This is a genomic window from Xanthomonas cassavae CFBP 4642 (assembly GCF_000454545.1).
Classification (GTDB): domain Bacteria; phylum Pseudomonadota; class Gammaproteobacteria; order Xanthomonadales; family Xanthomonadaceae; genus Xanthomonas; species Xanthomonas cassavae.
In genome coordinates this window covers 1,664,169-1,685,457 of record NZ_CM002139.1, presented here as the reverse complement: position 1 = coordinate 1,685,457, position 21,289 = coordinate 1,664,169, and the positions used below count along the sequence as shown (strand labels likewise).

Genomic DNA, 21,289 nt, shown 5'->3' with positions numbered 1-21,289 from the left:
TTCCTTGGGGGAGGGGCCGGCTCGCGGCAGCGAAACCGGACCGCATCATAACCGCAGGCAGCGCGATGTACTGGCTGAGCCAGTAGCACTGCAGCTGCCGGTCCATGGCCGGCACGTAGCGGCGCTCCATCTGCTTCATCGTGCCTTCGATGGCCGGCAGGTCGCGCTCCTGACACCCCGATTCGCGCTCGGCATTGGGCTTGGCGCGCTCCAGGGCCAACCGGTACAGCGTGACCGCCGCGCCCACCGTGCCGGTGGTCTCGAACTGGCGCAGCACGAAGTCGCGGTGCTGGGTGGCCTGGTCGCGCTTGACCAGCGTGACCAGGGTGTCGTGGGCCCTGAGCGCGGCGCGGCCGCTGGCGCCCTACCGCTTGGCCCAGGTCGGCACGGCGGGTTCACCGGCCTGCTTCTGCGCCTGCGCGCCGATCCCCTTGAGGAAATGCCTGGGCTGGTAAGGCACGTTGTCTTTTGCGTAAGCGGCCGGCTTGCCGTCCTTGCCGACATAGGCGCGGTAGAACGAGAAATCGCCGGTGTGGCGCGGCCACATCCAGTAGTCGACGTCGCCGCCGACGATTGCAGCCGAACGCACGACCAGTGGCAGGGATGCGCTGCCTCGCAACCGCGCCAGACCACTTCATGCGCAGCTGGCCGGCCTGGGTCATCAGGCCCAGGCGCGCCCGAAGCTGGGATCGCTGCGACTGGGCCGCCCGGTTTCCAGGTGGCCGGCCAGGCGGCGGCGGAAGGCCGCGCCCGGCTGCTCGATCACCAGGTCGTACCAGTGATCGCTCGCCGCCAGCGGCAGGCGGATGCTCTGCCGCTGGCCGGCAGCCAGTTGCAGCGGCCGCGGCGTCGGGCCGCCATGGTCCAGCGCACGCAATTGCAGCGCACAGGCCTGTTGGCCGGCGTTGCCGATCTCCAGCACCAGCGCATCGCCGTCCTGTCGCGCTTCCACCCAGGGGCTGGCCTGCTGTGCCGCATCGGGGTGCAGCTCGCCGGCGAACTCGCGCAGGAACCCATTCGGCCCATGCACGCGCAGCGCATACGTCCCCTCGTGCAGCGCACCTACCGGAACATCGTCGAGCTGCGTGCCCGGCAACACGGTGTAGTACCAGGGCCCACCACTGGCGGTGCGGGTGTAGACGTTGAACGCTGCCGCAGCGGTGCCGCTGTTGACGAACTGCAGCTGCAGTGCGTTGCCGGCGTGCACGCGCGCGTGCACCTGCAGGGCATAGGGCAACGCGCGCGCGGGGCGTTGGCCCGGCTCCTGCCTTGGCATGCCGGGGTTGCTCGGCGGCACCGGTAACGGTTTGTTGCGCAACGCAGCGGTCCGCGCGCGGTAGTCGTCGATCGATGGCAACGCGCTCAGCGCCGAATCGTCGGGCTTGCGGAAATCGAACACGCTGGTCAGATCGCCGCTGACCGCGCGGCGCCAGGCGCTGATGTTGGGCTCGGCCACGCCGAAGCGGCGCTCCAGCAGACGCAGCACCGAGGTGTGGTCGAACACCTGCGAATTGACCCAGCCACCGCGTGTAAACGGCGAGATCACCAGCATCGGCACGCGGATGCCCAGACCCACCGGTACGCCGTCATAGGCTTCGCCGCGCACATCGACATTGCTGCGCCCCATGCGTGCATCCAGCGCCGGCAGCGGCGCCGGCACATGATCGAAGAAGCCGTCGTTCTCGTCGTAGTTGATGATCAACGCGGTCCTGGCCCAGACCTGCGGATGGGAGGTCAACGCATCGATCAGCCGCGCCACCAGCGACTCGCCGTAGGCCGGCGGTGCTTCGGGATGTTCGCAGTACGCAGTGGGTGGAATGATCCACGACACCTGCGGCAGGCGATTGCCTTGCACGTCGGCCGCAATCGCGGCAATCAGATGATCGGCCTGCGTGGTGGCCGCGTTGTCTGCGGTGGACCCGGGCACGCAGGCACGCGCGCGGCGATAGCGCTCGTCGGCGCGATCGAGCCCACGGTAATGGGAAAAATACGCCAGCGAGTTGCAACCGAAGTTGTCGTATTCCTGGTACACGCGCCAGTCGATGCCTGCCGCCTGCAGCCGCTGCGCATAGGTGGTCCAGCCCATCGCCGCGTAACCGGGTTTGTCGCGCGCCATGTCGGCGGTCCAGTTGCCGTCATCGGCATTGCTGGCCACCTGCGCACGCAGATCGCCCACGCTCAGGCCACTGGTGCCGGTGAACAGATACATGCGATTGGGATTGGTAGGCCCATGCATCGAACAGAAATACCCATCGCAGATGGTGAAGGCATCGGCGAGCGCGTGGTAGTACGGGATGTCCTGGCGCTGGAAATAACCCATCGTCAGCTCGCCCTTGTACGCCACCCAGGCATCGTATTCGGCCCAGCGCGCCGGGTCCTGCCCATGGCCGGCCTTCCAGGAATGATCCAGGCTCTTGATCAACGGCGCGCTGGTGTTGCGCGAATCGAACGCAAACGGCAACAGCCGGCGCCCATCGGCGGCTGGCTGGCTCCAGACCAGGCTGCCGTCGCGCAGCTGCAGCGCGTGCGGGTCGCCGAAGCCGCGCACGCCGCGCAGCGCGCCGAAGTAATGATCGAACGAGCGGTTTTCCTGCATCAGGATCACCACATGCTCGATGTCGCGCAGCGTGCCGGTGCGCGCATTGGCCGGCAACGCCAGCGCGCGGCCGATCGATGACGGCAAGGCTCCGGCGGCGGTAAGTGCGGCAACCCGCTTGAGGAAGTCGCGGCGCGAAGAAGATGACGTCATGACGAAAGCCTTGCCGAAGTCGGGGGCGATGCAGCGCGTGTCGCAATGCGCAGCGCACACGTATAGCCGTCAAGCACGACAGTTTTGCGACAGCGGCCGTCATCAATGTTTCATGAGCTGTTGACACCCTGCGTCGCGAAACGTCGGTCTTGCACCGCGCGTCCGCCCCCAGCCGTGCTCGAACAGGATTCCTGCCATGACTTCCGCTCGTCGTTTTGAGGTCACTCCGTTAGCGCTGGCCGCGCTGCTTCCCGTCATGGCATACGCCGCCGAGCCGGTTGCCGCCGGCAGTGCAGATGCTCCGGCCGCAGTGGCCGATGCCGCGGGCACCGCCACCCAACTGGATGCGATCAACGTGGTCTCGCAGGGCAGTACGCGCCAGGTGCAGCGCATCAGCCGGCAGGACATCGAGCAGCTGACACCGGGCAGCAGCGCCTTCAAGGCAGTGGAAAAGCTGCCGGGCGTGCAGTTCCAGTCCGCCGACCCGTTCGGTACCTACGAGTGGTCCACGCAGGTCACCCTGCACGGTTTCGATCAGAGCCGCCTGGGCTACACGCTGGATGGCATTCCGCTGGGCAACATGAGCTACGGCGTCACCAACGGCCTGCACATCACCCGCGCCATCATTTCCGAAAACCTCGGCTCGGTAGAGATCGCGCAAGGCGCCGGTGCGCTGGGCACCGCCTCCAACACCAATCTCGGCGGGACCATGCAGTTCTACTCGGCCGATCCGCAGACCACGCCCGGTGCGCGGCTGGTGCAAACGGTGGGCAGCGATGCAACCCGCCGCACCTTCGTGCGCGCCGATACCGGCGATCGCAATGGCTTGTCGGCGTACCTGTCCTACGCCAATGCCAGCACCGACAAGTGGAAAGGCTTCGGCGACCAGACATCCGAACAGGCCAACCTCAAGACCGTGTATCAGTGGGGCGACGGCCATCGCCTGAGCCTGTTCCTGGATACCTCGCGGCGCAAGGAATACGACTACATGGACCTGTCGTTGACCAGCCAGCGCGCGCTGGGCTGGGATTACGACTACCTGCAGCCGGATTGGGCCACTGCCGTGCAGATGGCACGCGCGTACCAGAGCACCGGCGCCACCAGCGGCGTGGCCAATGGCTATCCGCAATCGCTGGCCGGCCTGCCCAGCGACTACAGCTGGCTGGATGCCAGCTACTACGCCGGCGGCGGCCTGCGTCGCGATACTCTGGCCGGCCTGTCGGCCACGTTCGTGTTCGGCGGCGCAACCCTGGATGCCGCCGGCTACTACCACGCCAATCGCGGCGAGGGACAATGGGTGACGCCGTATGTCGTCACTTCGGCGCAGATTCCAGTGTCGATGCGCACCACCGACTACGGGCTGGATCGTTTTGGCGGCACCAGTGCGCTGAAGTGGTCGTGGGGCAACCATGATCTGGAGATCGGTGCCTGGGCCGAGAACGCGCGCACCACGCAGGGTCGCAACTACTTCGCGCTCGGTAACGAGGGCTACACCTCGCTGTACAACGTCTTTGAGGCGCAGACTCCGTTCCGCCGCGATTTCCTGCAGCGCTACACCACCCAGACTCGCATGCTGTACCTGCAGGACACCGTGCGCCTGCTCGATGACCGCCTCACGTTGAACTATGGCGCAAAGTCGCTCGACACCACCACGCGCGCGCAATCGCTGGTGCCGACCACCTCGCTGGCGCAAGGCCGCATCCGTGCCGAAGACAACTTCCTGCCGCAGGTGGGCATCAACTACAAGCTCGACGAGCGCCAGGACCTCTACGCATCCTACAGCAAGAACATCGCTGCGTTCGGGTTCACCCCGTTCGCCACCTCGCAGGCCGCGTTCGACCGCAGTCGCTCCACGCTGGAGCCGGAAGAATCGCAGACCGTGCAGGTGGGCTACCGCGTGCAGGACGCCCAGTTCCAGCTCTCGGCCGATGCCTACTTCACCAAGTTCTCCAACCGCCTGTTGACCACCTCGCCGTGTACCGCAGTGCAGACCTGCGCGGCGATCCTGAGCAACGTCGGCGCCGTGCATAGCGCCGGTGCCGACCTGGCGCTGATGTGGCGCCCGATCGAAGGCCTGAGCTGGTTGAACTCGCTGTCGTGGAATCGCTCGCGCTACCAGGACGATTACCTCAACAACGGCGTGGTCGCCACCTCCGGCAAGGAGGTGGTCGGCATCCCCGCGCTGATGTTCTCCTCCAGCGCCAGCTACCAGTTCGGCAACCTGCGCCTGGACCTGGACGGCAAATACGTCGACAAGCGCTACATCACCTTCCTCAACGATTCGCAGGTGCCTTCGTACTGGCTGTTCAATGCCGGCGCGCGTTACGACTTCGGCCGCCTCGGCGGGGTAGCTGACGTGGCCCTGGCACTCAATGTCACCAACCTCACCGACAAGCACTACTTCGCCAGCACCGGTACCAACGGCTATGTCGCCTCCGATCCGGCCGGCTACAACCAGACCATGGTGGCTGGTGCGCCGCGGCAAACCTTCCTGAGCCTGGATGTGAAGTTCTGAGCATCTGCCGTTGCGCCCTCATCCGGCGCTGCGTGCCACTTTCCCGCATGCGGGAGAAGGGTCAAGGCGGTGGTGACCTCCATCCGGCGCTGCGTGCCACTTTCCCGCATGCGGGAGAAGGGTGAAGGCGGTGGTGACCTCCATCCGGTGCTGCGCACCGCCTTCCCCCGCATGCGGGGGAAGGTGCCCGAAGGGCGGATGGGGGCAGCGCGCGAAGTCGCCCCTTGCCCGGCTCGTGCGCCCGCTCGTCCACCGCCTACTCCCGTCTCCCGGCAGGCGCCGGATCAACGTGGGCGACCGTCCTGCACTGCCGCATGGCGGATGCGGCATCGGGCATATAATTGCGGACTTATTTCACTTAGCAGGCCTCGCCATATGGCGCAGACGATGAAAGCGCTGGTCAAGCGCGACGCGGGAAAAGGCATCTGGATGGAGCAGGTGCCGGTTCCCACTCCCGGCCCCAACGAGGTGCTGATCAAGCTCGAAAAGACCGCCATCTGCGGCACCGACCTGCACATCTACCTGTGGGACGAATGGAGCCAACGCACCATCAAACCCGGCCTGACCATCGGCCATGAGTTCGTCGGCCGCGTGGCCGAGCTCGGTTCGGCGGTGACCGGCTATCAGGTGGGCCAACGCGTCTCGGCCGAAGGCCATATTGTCTGCGGCCATTGCCGCAACTGCCGCGGTGGCCGCCCGCACCTGTGCCCCAACACGGTTGGCATCGGCGTCAACGTCAACGGCGCGTTTGCCGAATACATGGTGATGCCCGCCTCCAACCTGTGGCCCATCCCGGACCAGATCCCGTCCGAACTGGCGGCATTCTTCGACCCCTACGGCAACGCCGCGCATTGCGCGCTGGAGTTCGACGTCATCGGCGAAGACGTGCTGATCACCGGCGCCGGCCCGATCGGCATCATTGCGGCGGGCATCTGCAAGCACATCGGTGCGCGCAACGTGGTCGTCACCGACGTTAACGATTTCCGTCTCAAGCTGGCCGCCGACATGGGCGCCACCCGCGTGGTCAACGTGTCCAATACGTCGTTGAAGGACGTGATGAAGGACCTGCACATGGAAGGCTTCGACGTGGGCCTGGAGATGAGCGGCAACCCGCGCGCGTTCAACGACATGCTCGATTGCATGTACCACGGCGGCAAGATCGCCATGCTTGGCATCATGCCGCGCGGTGCCGGCTGCGACTGGGACAGGATCATCTTCAAGGGTCTTACCGTGCAAGGCATCTACGGCCGCAAGATGTATGAGACCTGGTACAAGATGACCCAGCTGGTGCTGTCGGGCTTCCCGTTGCAGAAGGTGCTGACCCATCAGCTGCCGATCGACGATTTCCAGAAGGGCTTCGACCTGATGGAAGAAGGCAAGGCCGGCAAGGTCGTATTGAGCTGGAACTGATCGGCTGATCCTGCCGATACGCAAAAGGCGCCGCGAGGCGCCTTTTGTATTTCCATTTCCTGACGTCACCTGGATGCAGGAACCGAAGATGCTGCGCGCAACGCTTCGCTACGCACGGCAACGCGAGGAAGGTGCGAGAGTCGCTTCAGCCAATCGCACTCATGGCCAGGTGACCGTTGCCGTCGCCACCAGATGGTTCTGCGAATTCTGCCGCCCGAAGCCGAATTCGGCCGCTTCGCTGGTGTCGTAATAGCCCACGCTCAGGCCAAGTGGACCGAAGGTCTTGCCCACGTTGACGCCGAAATCGTTGTAGTCGTGATCGATCTGGCTCAGCGCCGAGGTGTAGATGCTGTGCCCGGCATGCGCGCCGATGGTGAAGTTGTGCGGCAACGCCCAATTGGCATCCAGTGCGTAGTAATAGCCATCGGTGTCGCTGCCGTACAGATCGTTGGTGTACGCCAGGGTCAGGCTATAGGTCTTCAGGAACGTAGTCTTGGTGATCAGCTCGGCGTAGTTGGACGCACCGGCACCGAGATAGTGATAGCGGTTCACCATCACGTCGAAATTGAAATTCGCACTCAGGTCGGTGTTGTAGCCGGCAAAACCGTCCACTTCCCAGTCCGGATCGCCCGCGCCGAAATCGACATTGGAACCCCAGGTCCCGACATAAAAGCCGTAGGGCAGCTTGTAGGTCAGGCCCGCCTGGAACGCAGGTTCTTCGTTGGTCTGCGAGATGCCGCGGAACAGGTAATCACTGGTCAGCGCAAACGTGCCGCTGAGCGGCGGCGCGGGCGCGTCTTCGTCTTGCGCCTGTGCCAGCGGCACCACGCCGAACAACAGCAACGACAGACAACAAGCGAGCGAGGACGGCTTCATGGGGGGCTTCTCCTGGAGCGATGGGCGGTCGGATGGCGCGAAGCGAGAGCTGCAATGAATTCTTAGTCGAACTGTCGTTGCAGCGCAACATAAAAGTCGCGCTCGCTTGATCCAGCGCACATCCTTCGCCTGGCGATGCGCCGATCGGGTATGCCTGTCATCGACCGCGGCTGCGGAATCTTGATGTTGGGGAATCGGGAATCGGGAATCGGGAATCGGGAATCAGAGTCGGAAGCCAGATTCGGAAGCCAAGGACATGGGAGTCTGGAATCCGTATTGGAAGTGTCGGGCAGGCCGCTGGAGACGTGCCGTTCGCGAACCACTCCACTGCTCCGCTTGCAACGCGGCTAGCGCCGGTCGCTTGCCGGTCGGTCCTGGGACACCGCATTCAAGGGCACGGCAAACCGCGGGTTCCCTCAGCAATTCCCGGGCACGTCCATCGCGCCCGAGTGAAACGCCTCGGCGGCGGATCCTCAGGCCGGAAACACCCCGTAATGGCGTGCGGTCAGTCGCAGCTGCTGGCCGGGCTGGAAATTGCCGGCCGAGGCCGGCAGCTCCACTTCCACCTCGTTGCCTGCCGGCTGCAGCGTGGCGCGCAGCCGCAGCCGTGGGCCGCTGCGCTGCGACCAGGCCACGGTGGCCGGCCAGCCGGCGTCATCATCGGGCACCAGGTCCTCGGGCCGCACGTAGACTTCCACCGGGCCGGCGGCCAGTGCGGCATTGGCTGCCGGCAAGGCATGACCTGCCACCTGGATCTGCCCCTGCTCCAGCACGCCGGGAATACGGTTCACTGCCCCTACGAAGGAATACACGAACGGCGAGGCCGGCGTGTCGTAGATCACCGCCGGGGTGTCGAGCTGTTCGATGCGACCGCGGTTGAGGATGGCAACCCGGTCAGCCAGCTCCAGCGCTTCCTCCTGGTCATGGGTCACGAACACCGTGGTCAGGCCAGTGCGCTCGTGCAACTCACGCAGCCAGCGCCGCAGGTCGCGGCGCACCTGCGCATCCAGCGCGCCGAAGGGTTCATCCAGCAACAGCACGCGCGGTTCGATCGCCAGCGCCCGCGCCAGCGCCACGCGCTGCCGCTGGCCGCCGGACAACTGGGTAGGATAACGCTGCTCCAGTCCCTGCAGCTGCACCAGCGCCAGCAGCTCTTCCACCCGCGCACGGATGCGCGCTTCGGCCCAGCGCTCGTCGCCGCGCCGCACGCGCAGCCCGAACGCAATGTTCTCGAACACGTCCATGTGCTTGAACAGCGCGTAATGCTGGAATACGAAGCCGACCCGGCGCGACTGCACGCTCATGCGGGTGGCGTCCTCCTCGCCGAACAGCACCTGCCCACCATCGGCATGCTCCAGCCCGGCCATGATCCGCAACAAGGTGGTCTTGCCCGAGCCGGACGGCCCCAGCAGCGCCAGCAGCTCGCCTTGGCGCACGTCCAGACTGATGTCGTCCAGCGCGGTAAAACTCTCGAACTGCTTGCGCAGACGGTGGATACGGATGCCCATGGTGACCTCAGTGGCGGTGATTGGCGGCCAGCGAATCGCCGTGCCGCCATTCCAGGTACGTCTTCAGCGCCAGCGTCAGCAGCGCGGTCAATGCCAGCAGCGAGGCGCAGGCGAATGCGGCGCTGTAGGCGTATTCGTTGTAGAGAATCTCCACGTGCAGCGGCAGCGTATTGGTACGCCCGCGGATATGCCCGGACACCACCGACACCGCGCCGAACTCGCCCATCGCCCGCGCCGCGCACAACAGCACGCCGTACAGCAGGCCCCAGCGGATATTGGGGACAGTCACTCGCCAGAACATCTGCCAGCCATTGGCGCCCAGGCTCAGCGCGGCCAATTCCTCGTCGCTGCCCTGCTGCTCCATCAGTGGCATCAGTTCGCGTGCGATGAAGGGAAATGTCACGAACGTGGTGGCCAGCACGATGCCAGGCAACGCAAACACGATCCGTGGCAGCTGAATCACGAAGTCGCCCAGCGCCGGCAGCTGCACATGCCAGCCTTCGTCGATCAATGGCCAGGCCCAGCCATTGCGGCCGAAGATCAGCACGAAGATCAGCCCCGCCACCACCGGCGACACCGAAAACGGCAGGTCGATCAGGCTGACCAGCAGGCGCTTGCCGCGGAACTGGTGCTTGCTCACCGCCCAGGCAGCGGCCACGCCGAATACCAGGTTCAACGGCAGCACGACGGCCGTCACCAGCAGCGTCAGCTTGATCGCCGACAGCGCATCCGGGTCGACCACCGCGCGCAGGAAGGTCTCCCCGCCGCCGCGCAATGCTTCGGCGAAGACCAGCACCAGCGGCAGCAACAAGAACGCCAGCAGAAATCCCAGTGCACCCAGGATCATCAGCCCCTGCACCCAGCGCGGCTCGTTGGTGGCCGAATCGGTGATGCGGCGCGCCTGCTCGGTCATCGCACGGGTCTGCAGCATCGAGGGCAACGAGGAAACAGCATCGGTCATGCTGGCCTCCGTTGATAGCGCAACAGGCGTGCCTGCAACGTGTTGACCACCAGCAGGATCACCAGCGACAGCAACAGCATCGCCGCGGCGATCGCGGTGGCGCCGGCATAGTCGAACTCTTCCAGCCGGATGGTGATCAGCAGCGGCGCGATTTCGGTGGAATTGGGCAGGTTGCCGGCAATGAAGATCACCGACCCGTACTCTCCCACCCCGCGTGCGAAGGCCAGCGCAAACCCCGTCAGCACCGCCGGCCACAGCCCCGGCAACACCACCCGCCAGACCGTCTGCCAGCGCGAGGCGCCCAGCGTGGCGGCCGCAGCCTCCATTTCACGATCGCTTTCGGCCAGCACCGGCTGCACCACCCGCACCACGAATGGCAGGCCAACGAACACCAGCGCGATCACGATGCCGAGCTGGGTATAGGCCACCTTGATACCGGCCGCCTCCAGCCAGCGCCCGATCCAGCCGTTGCCGCCATACAACGCAGTCAGCGCGATACCGGCCACTGCGGTGGGCAGCGCGAACGGCAGGTCGATCACCGCGTCGAAGAAGCGCTTGCCGGGAAACCGGTAACGCACGAACACCCAGGCCACCCAGGTGCCCATCAGCGCATTGAACGCGCCTGCCGCCAGGGCGGTGCCGAAGCTGAGCCGCAACGCCGCCAGCGCGCGCGGTTCGCTCCAGACCTTCCACAACCCTTCCCAACCCAAGCCGCTGGTCTTGATGAAGATGCCCAGCAACGGAATCAGCACGATCAGGCCGAGCCAGGTCAGGGTGATGCCCAGACTCAGGCCCAGCCCCGGCATCACGCGGCGGCGGCGCGCTGGCGCCACCGGGTGGGGTGCAACCGAGGTCTGCATGCCTACTTCTTGGCCTGGATCTGGTCGAACAGGCCGCCGTCGGCGAAGTGTTCCTGCTGTGCCTTGTCCCAGGACCCGAACGCCTGCTGGATCGTCACCAGCTTGATGTCCGGGAAACGGGCCAGGTCCACCGGATCGGCAAACTCCGGATGGCGCGGGCGATAGAAATGCCTGGCCGCCAGCTTCTGCCCTTCCGGCGCATACAGGTAGCGCAGATAGGCGTCGGCCACCTCACGGGTGCCATGCTTGTCGACGTTCCTGTCCACCAGCGCCACCGATGGCTCGGCCAGGATCGACAGCTTCGGCACCACGATCTCGAACTTGTCCTTGCCCAGTTCCTCGCGCGCCAGCAGCGCCTCGTTCTCCCAGGCCAGCAGGACGTCGCCGATACCACGCTGGACGAAGGTGGTGGTCGCACCGCGCGCACCGGTGTCGAGCACCGGCACGTTGCGGAACAGCGCCTGCATGTAGCGCAGGATGCGCTCGCGGTCGCCCTTGAAGATGTGGTCCGCATACGCCCAGGCGGCCAGATAATTCCAGCGCGCGCCGCCGGAGGTCTTGGGGTTGGGCGTCACCACCGCCACACCCGAACGCAGCAGGTCAGGCCAGTCCTTGATGTTCTTCGGGTTGCCCTTGCGCACCAGGAACACGATGGTGGAGGTATACGGCGCGCTGTTGTCCGGCAGCCGCTTTTCCCAATCGCTGTCGATCAGCTTGGCCTTCTGCGCGATCGCATCCACGTCGTAGGCCAGCGCCAGGGTCACCACGTCCGCCTCGATGCCGTCGATGACCGCGCGCGCCTGCTTGCCGGACCCGCCGTGCGAGGTCTCCACCGTGACCGTGTCCTGCGGGTGCTGCTGCTTCCACTGCGCCGCGAATGCGGTGTTGAAATCGCGGTAGAACTCGCGGGTGGGGTCGTAGCTCACATTGAGCAAACCGATGTCGCGAGCGCCTGCTGGGCCGGCCAGGGCCAGCAAGATGCATACGAGGGAAACGAGGCGGAAGCGGGGGTGTGTCACAACGATCTCCTGGCCGGGGGGCACAGCTGAACAGCAAGCATGCCATGCTGCGCAGCGTCACGCGGGCGGTGAAATGACATCCACGCCGTTGCTTATGCCGATTTTGCATGACGTAGTGGTATGCCATGGTGATCGTTAAGATTGCGCTTCTTCCTTGCCACTGCGACCGCCATGACCCGTCCGCCTGCCGCGCTCACCTCCCACTACGCCGCCGAGCTGGATGCCATCCAGTCCCAGGGCCTGTTCAAGTCCGAGCGCATCATCACCGGCCCGCAGTCGGCACGGATCACGCTGGCCGCTGGCCGCAGCGTGCTGAACTTCTGCGCCAACAACTATCTGGGCCTGGCCGACCACCCGGACATCATCCAGGCCGCCAAGGATGCGCTGGACAGCCACGGCTTCGGCATGGCGTCGGTGCGCTTCATCTGCGGCACCCAAGACCTGCACAAGCAGCTCGAGCGCACCATCGCCGAGTTCTTCGGCACCGAGGACACCATCCTTTATGCCGCCTGCTTCGACGCCAACGGCGGCCTGTTCGAACCACTGCTCGGCGAGCACGATGCGATCATTTCCGATGCGCTGAACCACGCCTCCATCATCGACGGCGTGCGCCTGTGCAAGGCCAAGCGCTTCCGCTACGCCAACTGCGACATGGCCGACCTGGAGGCGCAGCTGCAGGCTGCCGATGCGGCCGGCTGCAAGACCAAGCTGATCACCAGCGACGGCGTGTTCTCGATGGACGGCTTCATCGCCCCCCTGGACGAGATCGCTGCCCTGGCCCGCAAGTACAACGCACTGGTGCATATCGACGAATGCCATGCCACCGGCTTCCTGGGCGCCACCGGTCGCGGCTCGGCCGAGGTCAAGGGCGTCCTGGACCAGATCGACATCTTCACCGGCACCCTGGGCAAGGCCATGGGCGGCGCACTCGGCGGCTTCACCACCGCAAAGCGCGAAGTGATCGAGTTGCTGCGCCAGCGTTCGCGCCCCTACCTGTTCTCCAATTCATTGCCGCCGCACGTGGTGGCTGCCGGCATCAAGGCCTTCGAAATGCTGGATGCCGCGGGCGAGCTGCGCACGCAACTGGTGGAAAACACCCGCTACTTCCGCGAACGCATGACCGCCGCCGGCTTCGACCTCAAGCCCGGCGTGCACCCGATCAGCCCGGTAATGCTCTACGACGCACCGCTGGCGCAGACGTTCGCCGAGCGCCTGCTGGAAGAAGGCATCTACGCGATTGGCTTCTTCTTCCCGGTGGTGCCCAAGGGCCAGGCCCGCATCCGTACCCAGATCAGCGCCGCGCATACCCGCGCGCAGCTGGATCAGGCGATCGACGCCTTCATCAAGATCGGCCGCGAACTGGACGTCATCAAGGCCTGAGCATGCGGACAGTGCTGCGCCAACGGCTCCTGCTCGCGGCGCAGACCGATGCCCAGGCCCGGTTGCTGGACGGCAGCTGGGAAACCCGCTGCCTGCATTGCCGTCGCCGCCTGCACATCGGCACCGACGGCGAACCACTGGGGCACACCACGCTGGAACACGTGGTACCGCAGGCCTGGTTCGGGCGCCGCGCCGCAGCCGACCTGTGCATGCTGGTGGGCAATGCGCCCAACGATGCGCGCAATCTGGCGCTGGCCTGTGCAGGCTGCAATCACGCCAAGGGACGGCGCCATGACGCCAACGGTGCCGGCGACGCACGCGCGGTGGACGTGGTGAGTGCCTTGCTCAGCGCGCGCCTGGCGCGCTGGCGCGACCCGGCGTCAGCGCCAGGACTTCCGCCGCACTGAGCATCCGCCAGGCGCCTGTGCCCAGCGCGCCGATCGCCAGCGGCCCGATCGCCACGCGCACCAGCCGCAGCACGCCGATGTCCACGGCCGCGAGCAATCGGCGGATCTGCCGGTTGCGGCCTTCGTCCAGCACGATTTCCAACCAGGCATTGCGCTCACCCTCGCGCAGCAGGCGCGCCTGTTTTGCACGCAGCAATCCGCCATCACCGTCGGGGTCGGGATCGATCACACCGATCTGCAGCTGCGCCAGCTGCCCGGCGTTCGGGTGGCAATCGATCTGCACATGATAGGTCTTGTCCGGCCCGCTGGCGGGATCGGTCACCGCCGCCGCCCATTGCGGATCGTTACTGAACAGCAGCAGACCTTCGCTGGCCTTGTCCAGGCGCCCGACCGGCGCGATCCATGGCAGGCCCGCACCATCGAAACAGCGGTACACGGTGTCCCTGCCCTGCTCGTCGCGCACCGTGGTAACCACGCCGCGCGGCTTGTTGAGCATCACATAGATCCGCGAAGGTCCAGCCAGGGGTTGGCCGTCGATGGTGACGGCCGCCGGTTGATCGGTGCGGATCGGGAATTCAGGGTCGCGGATCACCCGTCCATCGACGCTGACCCGCCCATCGGCGATCCAGCGGGCCGCCTCGGTCCGCGAGCACACGCCCAGCTTGGACAGCACCCGCGCCAGCCCATGTCGCGGCGCGGAGTTGCCCTGTGCGGTGGTGGACGCACGCGCGGCGCGCGCCGGCGGTGCCGGGCCACGCGTGCGAGGCCGGGACGTCGCCGGCGGAAGCCGCCGGGTCATGTCGTCCCGACCGCGTGGATTACTTGTTCTCGACCGGCTTGGCGTCGGCTGCCGGCGCCGCTGCAGCAGGAGCCGCACCGGGGGCTGGACGCGCCTTGACCACGCGCACGCCGCGCGCCTTCATCCAGGCGTCGAATTCTTCGGCCGTCATGCGCTTGCCGTTCTGGCTCATGTCGAAGCGCCACGGCGTGTTGTCGAACGCGGTGGTGGCCTTGTAGGCGACCGGATCGTTCGGATTGACGGTGCCGCCCGGCGGAATGACCTTGGCCAGATCCTGGCAGCCTTCCACGCGCAGACGCAGCAACACGCGGTCCACCGACTGTTCGGTGGTGTAAGGCTGTGCCAGCACGCCGGTGGGCATGCCCAGCTGCACGCTACGGGTGTAGAACTCGGCGGCCGCCGGCGCAATCACGGTGGCGGGCAACGGCAGTGGCTGGGACACCGTGCTGCCGGCGCAGTTCGGAGCGGCGTAGGCGGCGGGAATCAGAGCGAGACAGAGCAGTCCTGCCGTAGCGGTACGCAGCATCGTTGGTTCTTCCAGTAAGAGTGTGGTGTCGACGCGGCGAGTGTAGGCAGCGATGAACGCTGTTTCAACAGGAACCGTGCCGGGAGGGCAACACAGACAGCATTGCAGCCTGTACGCGGAGGAATTAGCGGACTTTCGGAGCACACATAGACAAAACCCGGCGCAAGGCCGGGTTTTGTATGAAACAAGCTGGCGGTCCGATTAGTTCTGGACGTTCAGCTCGGTACGACGGTTCTTCGCACGGCCTTCCGGATTGTCGGAACCATCCGGGTTGGCGTTCGGAGCGATCGGGCGGCTCTCGCCGTAGCCGATCGGGCCGACCAGACGCGACGCATCGACGCCGTTCTTGGTCAGGTAGTCGTACACGGTGGTCGCACGACGCTCGGACAGCTTCTGGTTGTACGCGTCGGTACCCTTCGAGTCGGTGTGACCGGCAACCTCGACCTTCAGATCGGGGTAACGCTTCAGGATCTCGGTCGCTTCGCTCAGGATCGACACGGCATCCGGACGCAGGGTCGACTTGTTGAAGTCGAAGTTCACGCCCTTCAGGTCGATCGACACAGGCACCGGGCAGCCGTCCGGACCGATGGTCTGGCCAGGCTGGGAGTTCGGGCACTTGTCGTCGCAGTTGTTGACGCCGTCGCCGTCGTCATCCAGGTCGGCGCAGCTCGGAGCAACCGGAGCCGGAGCCGGCGGCGGCGCGGTCGACGGAGCCGGTCCCAGCGGGATCACGACGCCGACCGAAGCCAGCACGTCGCCAAACCAGTCTTCCTGCGGAGCAGCAACGCTCTGGTCGTTGAAGTCGGCGCGGTAGGCCAACTCGGCACGCACGGCGACGCGCTTGTCGAAGGTGGTCTGCAGACCCACACCAGCCTTGGCGGCAAAGTTGCCGTCCTTCTGCTGGCCCGGCGACACCGGGTTCGGGGTGGCGTCGAACTCTTCTTCCGAGCGCTGGTAGCCCAGGCCGAACAGCAGGTACGGGTTCCAGCCGCGGCCTTCCTGGATGAAGTGGCGACGCAGGTCGAACGAGATGCCGTACTGGCTCCAGTTCTGATCCTGGTTGGCGTCGAAGTTCGGGTTCTGGTAGTTCAGTTCACCGTCGATCGACCAGTTCGGGCTGACGAACTTGCCCAAGCCCAGGGTGACGAACGGAGCATCATTGGTCAGGCGATCGCTGTCCTGGAAGTTGAAGCCAGCGCTACCGGTCAGGTACCAACGGTCATCGAACTCCTGCGCGGACGCAGCCTGGGCAACTGCCAGACCGCCGAGCAACGCGGCAGTGAGAATTTTCTTGTTCATTTATACAGCTCCTTCTTTGGGAGATAAAACCGATAGAGGCGTTGTTCTTGGTAAAGATGCTCGTCACATCCAGAGCCATCGGGGCGCAGATTAAGCCGGCCTCAGTGAAGATCGCGTTAACGGTCATATAACATGTGAAAGCAATCGCCAGGGCTGCAAACCCCAGCCAATACTACGTATACAGCTTCATGAAGAAAAGGACCGGTTGCCCACTTTTACCGACCATCTGATATGAACGGGAGCCGAATTAATCCCGGTGAGGACGATGACACCTACGCCTGTTTTGACCTTGCTGAGCGCCGCAGAAACCACATTGGTGAACGCCAGACCCGGTCCGAGCTGAATTGTGGGGTCGGTGGTTGCAGCCAACTTGCGTCACAACGCACCCTGAACTCCCCACCAGGAGCGTTCCGATGAAAGCTGTCGCCTTCGCACGTTATCTCCCGATCGACGACCCGGCCTCGTTACTTGACATGGAGCTTCCGGCTCCCGTATCGCCGTCGGGGTATGACCTGTTGGTACGAGTGGAAGCAATCTCGGTGAATCCGGTCGACACCAAGGTACGTGCGCCCAAGCCGCAGACCCTGGACGCACCCAAGATCCTGGGCTACGACGCCGCCGGCGTGATCGAGGCAGTGGGTCCGGACGTCACCGCGTTTGCGGTGGGCGATGAGGTCTATTACGCCGGCGACATCAGCCGGCCGGGCAGCAACGCGCAGTACCAACTGGTGGATGCGCGCATCGCCGGCTGCAAACCCACCTCGCTGAGCTTTGCGCAGGCCGCTGCGCTGCCATTGACCACACTCACCGCGTGGGAGCTGCTGTTCCAGCGCATGCCGTTCGCCTTTGATGGCGCACGCAACCGCGGCCGGCATCTGCTGATCATCGGCGGCGCCGGTGGAGTTGGCTCGATCGCGATCCAGCTGGCGCGGCATGCCGGGTTCACGGTGATCGCCACCGCATCGCGACCGGAAAGCATCGAGTGGGTGCGACAGATGGGCGCCCAGCATGTGATCGATCATCATCAACCGCTTCACCCGCAGCTGCAGGCGCTGGGCCTGCACAACGTGGAAGCGGCACTGAACCTGGCCGACACCGATCGCTACTGGCAACCGCTGGGCGAGATCCTGGCGCCGCAAGGGCATGTCGGCCTGATCGTCGAGCCGCGCGGCCCGTTGGCGATCGGCGACCCGTACAAGTCCAAGTGCATCGGCATCCATTGGGAGCTGATGTTCGCCCGCTCGCGTTACGCCACCGACGACATCGTGGAACAGCATCGCATCCTCAACCGTGCGGCGAGCCTGATCGACGCAGGTGAGCTGCGCACGACACATACCGAAACGCTGTCGCCGATCAATGCCGGCACCTTGCGTGAAGCGCACCGACGGCTGGAAAGCGGCAGCACCATCGGCAAGCTGACGTTGGCCGGCTGGTAGCCGCCGCAAGCGCCATGTCGTCGCCTGTCTGACAACGTCGCTGCCACGCGTCTCAAGCGAAACAGGAAAAAAGACGCAGGGACTTGTCCTTCGCACGCCACGGGCGTCAGGGACAGACGCATCCGGACGCAGAAAACAGGCGCGGCACCGCGCACACCCTGACACGGCAGGAGGTACCCGCCCGGCCTTCCAGCAACTGCGCCGCAGCCGGCAACCCGGGCCCGGACGCCCGGGACTTGCCGCCACGCCCGTTTGCCTGCATCGTGCGCACTCCGTACGCCAGCGTATCCATATCATGTCGCCCGCCACCGGCCCTTCGCCCTCGCCCTTCCCGCACCTGTTCACGCCGCTCGATCTGGGCTTCACCCAACTGCGCAACCGCGTCCTGATGGGATCGATGCATACCGGGCTGGAAGACCGCGCACGCGACTTCCCCAAGCTGGCGGCGTATTTCGCCGAGCGCGCGGCCGGCGGGGTTGGCCTGATCGTCACCGGCGGGTTCTCCCCGAATGTGGTGGGCTGGCTCAAGCCGTTCGGCGGCAAGCTGTCGTGGCCCTGGGAAGTGCGCCCGCACCGCCAGGTCACCCGTGCCGTGCACAAGCATGGCGCCAAGATCTGCCTGCAGCTGCTGCATGCCGGGCGCTACGCCTATCACCCGCTGTCGGTGGCACCGTCCAGGTTGCAGGCGCCAATCAATCCGTTCACCCCGCGCGCCCTGTCTGCAGCGGCGGTGGACCGCCAGATCGCCGCCTATGCGCGGTCGGCGCGGCTGGCGCGCGAGGCCGGCTACGACGGCGTGGAGGTGATGGGTTCGGAAGGCTATCTGATCAACGAATTCACCGCGGCACGCACCAACAAACGCAGCGATGCCTGGGGCGGCGATGCGGCCAGGCGGATGCGCTTTGCGGTGGAGATCGTGCGCCGCATCCGCGAGGCCTGCGGACCGGACTTCATCATCATCTACCGGCTGTCGCTGGTGGATCTGGTCGAAGACGGCAACCAGTGGCAGGACATCCTGGCCCAGGCCCAGGCGATCGAGGCAGCTGGCGCCACCATCATCAATTCCGGCATCGGCTGGCATGAGGCGCGCATCCCGACCATTGCCACCTCGGTACCGCGCGCCGCATTCGCCAGCGTGACCGCCAAACTCAAACCGCACCTGCGCATTCCGGTGGTGGCGAGCAACCGCATCAACATGCCGGAGGTGGCCGAGCGCATCCTCGCCGACGGCGCGGCGGACATGGTGTCGCTGGCGCGGCCGTTGCTGGCCGACCCGCAGTGGACCAACAAGGCCCGCGCCGGGCAATCGCATACCATCAATACGTGCATCGCCTGCAACCAGGCCTGCCTGGATCATGTGTTCGAGAACAAGCTGGCCACCTGCCTGGTCAATCCGCGCGCGGCCCACGAAACCGAGCTGGTCTACACGCCCACCACCACGCCCCGGCGCATTGCCGTCGTCGGTGCAGGGCCGGCCGGCCTTGCCTGCGCCACGGTCGCAGCCGAGCGCGGCCACCGGGTGACCCTGTTCGATGCCAGCAGTGCGATCGGCGGGCAGTTCAACATCGCCAGACGCATTCCCGGCAAGGAAGAGTTCAACGAGACGCTGCGCTACTTCAGCCACCGTGTCGAGGCGACCGGCGTGCAGTTGCGCCTGGAGACCCATGTGCAGGCAGCCGACCTCACCGAGTTCGACGAGGTGGTGCTGGCCACCGGCATCGAGCCGCGCAAGGTCGACTTCCCGGGTGCCGACCATCCGATGGTGGTGAGCTATCTGGACGTGGTGCTGGGCCGCCACGTGCCCGCCGGCAAGGTCGCCATCATCGGTGCCGGTGGCATTGGCTTTGATGTCGGCGAATTCCTGGTGCACGAAGGCGAGCCCGTGTCGCTGGACCCGGTACGCTGGATGGCCGAATGGGGCGTGGACCCGACCTTCGAGACCGGCGGCGCGCTGGCCAAACCGCAGCCCGAGCGCCCCGCCCGCCAGGTCTGGTTGCTGCAACGTAGCCCGGGGCGGCCGGGTGCGCGGCTGGGCAAGACCACCGGCTGGATCCACCGCGCCACGCTCAAGGCCAAGGGTGTGAAGATGCTTGGCGGCGTGGAGTATCTGGGCGTGGACGATGCCGGACTGCGTATCCGCGTGGAGGGCAGCGAGCAATTGCTCGATGTCGGCACGGTGGTGATCTGCGCCGGCCAGGAACCGCGCCGCGAGCTGCTGGTCGCCTTGCAGGCGCTCGGCAAGCAGCCGCACCTGATCGGCGGCGCCGACGTGGCGGCCGAGCTGGATGCCAAGCGCGCGATCAACCAGGCCAGCCGACTCGCCGCAACCTTGTGATATCTGCGCCGGTACGCCGGTGCTGTTGCGTTGCGCAAGGCGACAGCAAGCGGGTGCCGGCGGACCAGGCTCACTGCGCCGGCATTGCCTGCTTCTCACCCTTGCGAAGCGCACTGAAGCCTGCAGCGACAGCGTCGCTTCGATGCAGTGGTGGCAAGTACGCGACACAGGGCTGCGTCCCAGGCGGCATGCCGGTCACATACGCCTGACCACGTGAGCCGCTGGCTGCGGCCAGACAAACGCGGACGGACGCTGCGTACACGGCGCGCCCGATTGCCGACAGCTTCCTGGTCAATGTGACCGGCTTTTACCGATGGACAGATGACGCGTGCAGCTGGCGTGAATCCGTCATGCATTGCGGCAGTGCGCATCGTCATTGCAAATGTATCGACGCCGATGCGGCGACGCTTGCTTGCTGCGTTGTCGCTGACCCGATGCGACGCGCATCCGCTGCTGCAATGCATGCCGTCCAACCGGCCAAAGCAGGCACAGCCGACGTTGCGCTGCTTCAGCGCTGCCCATTCAGGCACGATTCTGTGATCGACGCCTACCGTGCGCCAACTTTTTGACCCACCCACTTGGTGGGCACCTTCGGCAGATCTCTTTCGCCGGAGACCGGGCGGCCCGTGACAGGTCGCCTCCCCATGACGCCAAGCCTTTCGCACTGGTGCAGCCACCCTGGATGCCCTGCGGACCGGCCCATACGGAGCAAGGAGTTGTATGAAGATGATCTGGATTTTCTGGCTGGCGCAATTGATGCCGCAGCCAGCTGCAGATTCGCTGTGCCTGAGTACCACCGTGTACCTGGAAGCGCGTGACCAGACCTTGCGCGGCCAGCAGGCCGTCGCTGAAGTTGCACTGCGTCGGCTGGACAGCGGTCTGTGGGGTGATTCGATGTGCGAAGTGGTCACTGCGCGCAAGCAGTTCGCACCGACCATCGTGGCCCCGGGCACGCAGCTGAAGAACGATGACGCCTGGAACAAGGCGCTGGATGTTGCACTGGCTGCAGAACGTAACTGGGCACTGCCTGCCGGTCAGCGCAAGGAAATCGTGCCGGGTGCCAGCCACTTTGCTGCCAGCGCAATTGCAAGCCCAAGCTGGCGCAATGCTTACCAAGTGGCCACCATCGGCGACCACACCTTCTATCGCGTGCAGAAGCTGCGTCCGCGCACAGCGTCCTAAGCGACGCACCGCAGCATGCTGCGGCGT

General features: G+C 65.6%; 15 protein-coding genes and 2 pseudogenes. 7 read left to right on the top strand and 10 right to left on the bottom strand.

Annotated elements, in window-relative coordinates:
• Positions 1–52: 52 nt before the first annotated feature.
• Positions 53–568, bottom strand: a pseudogene (locus tag XCSCFBP4642_RS26610) (S46 family peptidase); the annotation flags it as partial.
• Positions 569–661: 93 nt separating this feature from the next.
• On the bottom strand, positions 662–2,749 hold the full coding sequence (locus tag XCSCFBP4642_RS0107495) for a phosphocholine-specific phospholipase C (protein ID WP_029219253.1): 2,088 nt from the start codon (positions 2,747–2,749) through the stop codon (positions 662–664).
• Between the two features lie 196 nt (positions 2,750–2,945).
• Here XCSCFBP4642_RS0107495 and XCSCFBP4642_RS24255 point away from each other — a divergent pair, with 196 nt between their 5' ends.
• Together XCSCFBP4642_RS24255 and tdh are read left to right on the top strand one after the other, a co-directional pair.
• Positions 2,946–5,264, top strand: a complete 2,319-nt coding sequence (locus XCSCFBP4642_RS24255) for a TonB-dependent receptor (RefSeq protein WP_033898135.1) — start codon at positions 2,946–2,948, stop codon at positions 5,262–5,264.
• Positions 5,265–5,639: 375 nt separating this feature from the next.
• Positions 5,640–6,674, top strand: coding sequence for an L-threonine 3-dehydrogenase (tdh, locus tag XCSCFBP4642_RS0107485; protein ID WP_029219252.1), 1,035 nt, complete (start codon positions 5,640–5,642; stop codon positions 6,672–6,674).
• A 159-nt stretch (positions 6,675–6,833) separates the two neighbouring features.
• Here tdh and XCSCFBP4642_RS0107480 read toward each other — a convergent pair whose 3' ends face one another.
• From XCSCFBP4642_RS0107480 to XCSCFBP4642_RS24250, 5 genes and pseudogenes are all read right to left on the bottom strand, one after another.
• Positions 6,834–7,550 (bottom strand): TorF family putative porin, encoded by a 717-nt coding sequence (locus tag XCSCFBP4642_RS0107480; RefSeq protein WP_029219251.1) that lies wholly within the window; start codon positions 7,548–7,550, stop codon positions 6,834–6,836.
• Positions 7,551–8,023: 473 nt separating this feature from the next.
• Complete coding sequence (locus XCSCFBP4642_RS0107475; protein WP_029219250.1) at positions 8,024–9,058, bottom strand: sulfate/molybdate ABC transporter ATP-binding protein; 1,035 nt, start codon at positions 9,056–9,058, stop codon at positions 8,024–8,026.
• Positions 9,059–9,065: 7 nt separating this feature from the next.
• A complete protein-coding gene (gene cysW, locus XCSCFBP4642_RS0107470; protein WP_029219249.1) occupies positions 9,066–10,019 on the bottom strand; it encodes a sulfate ABC transporter permease subunit CysW in 954 nt (317 codons plus the stop codon).
• Positions 10,016–10,879 (bottom strand): sulfate ABC transporter permease subunit CysT, encoded by an 864-nt coding sequence (gene cysT, locus XCSCFBP4642_RS0107465; protein WP_029219248.1) that lies wholly within the window; start codon positions 10,877–10,879, stop codon positions 10,016–10,018. The genes cysW and cysT overlap by 4 nt, the downstream gene beginning before the upstream one ends.
• A 2-nt stretch (positions 10,880–10,881) precedes the next feature.
• Positions 10,882–11,978: pseudogene (locus XCSCFBP4642_RS24250) on the bottom strand (sulfate ABC transporter substrate-binding protein).
• Between the two features lie 91 nt (positions 11,979–12,069).
• Between XCSCFBP4642_RS24250 and kbl the strand changes: the two are divergent.
• Both kbl and XCSCFBP4642_RS0107450 read left to right on the top strand, forming a co-directional pair.
• Positions 12,070–13,278: a glycine C-acetyltransferase gene (kbl, locus tag XCSCFBP4642_RS0107455; RefSeq protein WP_029219247.1), complete on the top strand. Its 1,209-nt coding sequence runs from the start codon at positions 12,070–12,072 to the stop codon at positions 13,276–13,278.
• A 2-nt stretch (positions 13,279–13,280) separates the two neighbouring features.
• Positions 13,281–13,685 carry a hypothetical protein gene (locus tag XCSCFBP4642_RS0107450; RefSeq protein ID WP_029219246.1) on the top strand — a complete coding sequence of 135 codons (405 nt, stop codon included), beginning with the start codon at positions 13,281–13,283 and terminating at the stop codon, positions 13,683–13,685.
• On the opposite strand, the gene XCSCFBP4642_RS0107445 is transcribed toward XCSCFBP4642_RS0107450, so the two are convergent.
• The 3 genes from XCSCFBP4642_RS0107445 to XCSCFBP4642_RS0107435 form a co-directional block, all read right to left on the bottom strand.
• Positions 13,624–14,484 (bottom strand): pseudouridine synthase, encoded by an 861-nt coding sequence (locus tag XCSCFBP4642_RS0107445; RefSeq protein ID WP_029219245.1) that lies wholly within the window; start codon positions 14,482–14,484, stop codon positions 13,624–13,626. The two genes, XCSCFBP4642_RS0107450 and XCSCFBP4642_RS0107445, sit on opposite strands and share 62 nt — an antisense overlap.
• A 19-nt stretch (positions 14,485–14,503) precedes the next feature.
• Positions 14,504–15,010, bottom strand: a complete 507-nt coding sequence (locus XCSCFBP4642_RS0107440; RefSeq protein WP_029219244.1) for a hypothetical protein — start codon at positions 15,008–15,010, stop codon at positions 14,504–14,506.
• Between the two features lie 201 nt (positions 15,011–15,211).
• Positions 15,212–16,309: an OmpA family protein gene (locus tag XCSCFBP4642_RS0107435; RefSeq protein ID WP_029219243.1), complete on the bottom strand. Its 1,098-nt coding sequence runs from the start codon at positions 16,307–16,309 to the stop codon at positions 15,212–15,214.
• A 413-nt stretch (positions 16,310–16,722) separates the two neighbouring features.
• Between XCSCFBP4642_RS0107435 and XCSCFBP4642_RS0107430 the strand changes: the two genes are divergently transcribed.
• The 3 genes from XCSCFBP4642_RS0107430 to XCSCFBP4642_RS0107420 all read left to right on the top strand — a co-directional run bounded on the left by XCSCFBP4642_RS0107430 (position 16,723) and on the right by XCSCFBP4642_RS0107420 (position 21,262).
• Positions 16,723–17,745 (top strand): zinc-binding alcohol dehydrogenase family protein, encoded by a 1,023-nt coding sequence (locus XCSCFBP4642_RS0107430; RefSeq protein ID WP_029219242.1) that lies wholly within the window; start codon positions 16,723–16,725, stop codon positions 17,743–17,745.
• A 295-nt stretch (positions 17,746–18,040) separates the two neighbouring features.
• Complete coding sequence (locus tag XCSCFBP4642_RS0107425; RefSeq protein ID WP_029219241.1) at positions 18,041–20,080, top strand: NADPH-dependent 2,4-dienoyl-CoA reductase; 2,040 nt, start codon at positions 18,041–18,043, stop codon at positions 20,078–20,080.
• Between the two features lie 720 nt (positions 20,081–20,800).
• Positions 20,801–21,262, top strand: a complete 462-nt coding sequence (locus XCSCFBP4642_RS0107420; RefSeq protein WP_029219240.1) for a cell wall hydrolase — start codon at positions 20,801–20,803, stop codon at positions 21,260–21,262.
• Positions 21,263–21,289 lie beyond the last annotated feature (27 nt).

Bases quoted from the DNA above. Each gene is read 5' to 3' on its own strand.
- XCSCFBP4642_RS0107495 (WP_029219253.1), bottom strand. From the start codon at position 2,749: ATGACGTCATCTTCTTCGCGCCGCGACTTCCTCAAGCGGGTTGCCGCA.
- XCSCFBP4642_RS24255 (WP_033898135.1), top strand. From the start codon at position 2,946: ATGACTTCCGCTCGTCGTTTTGAGGTCACTCCGTTAGCGCTGGCCGCG.
- tdh (WP_029219252.1), top strand. From the start codon at position 5,640: ATGGCGCAGACGATGAAAGCGCTGGTCAAGCGCGACGCGGGAAAAGGC.
- XCSCFBP4642_RS0107480 (WP_029219251.1), bottom strand. From the start codon at position 7,550: ATGAAGCCGTCCTCGCTCGCTTGTTGTCTGTCGTTGCTGTTGTTCGGC.
- XCSCFBP4642_RS0107475 (WP_029219250.1), bottom strand. From the start codon at position 9,058: ATGGGCATCCGTATCCACCGTCTGCGCAAGCAGTTCGAGAGTTTTACC.
- cysW (WP_029219249.1), bottom strand. From the start codon at position 10,019: ATGACCGATGCTGTTTCCTCGTTGCCCTCGATGCTGCAGACCCGTGCG.
- cysT (WP_029219248.1), bottom strand. From the start codon at position 10,879: ATGCAGACCTCGGTTGCACCCCACCCGGTGGCGCCAGCGCGCCGCCGC.
- kbl (WP_029219247.1), top strand. From the start codon at position 12,070: ATGACCCGTCCGCCTGCCGCGCTCACCTCCCACTACGCCGCCGAGCTG.
- XCSCFBP4642_RS0107450 (WP_029219246.1), top strand. From the start codon at position 13,281: ATGCGGACAGTGCTGCGCCAACGGCTCCTGCTCGCGGCGCAGACCGAT.
- XCSCFBP4642_RS0107445 (WP_029219245.1), bottom strand. From the start codon at position 14,484: ATGACCCGGCGGCTTCCGCCGGCGACGTCCCGGCCTCGCACGCGTGGC.
- XCSCFBP4642_RS0107440 (WP_029219244.1), bottom strand. From the start codon at position 15,010: ATGCTGCGTACCGCTACGGCAGGACTGCTCTGTCTCGCTCTGATTCCC.
- XCSCFBP4642_RS0107435 (WP_029219243.1), bottom strand. From the start codon at position 16,309: ATGAACAAGAAAATTCTCACTGCCGCGTTGCTCGGCGGTCTGGCAGTT.
- XCSCFBP4642_RS0107430 (WP_029219242.1), top strand. From the start codon at position 16,723: ATGAAAGCTGTCGCCTTCGCACGTTATCTCCCGATCGACGACCCGGCC.
- XCSCFBP4642_RS0107425 (WP_029219241.1), top strand. From the start codon at position 18,041: ATGTCGCCCGCCACCGGCCCTTCGCCCTCGCCCTTCCCGCACCTGTTC.
- XCSCFBP4642_RS0107420 (WP_029219240.1), top strand. From the start codon at position 20,801: ATGAAGATGATCTGGATTTTCTGGCTGGCGCAATTGATGCCGCAGCCA.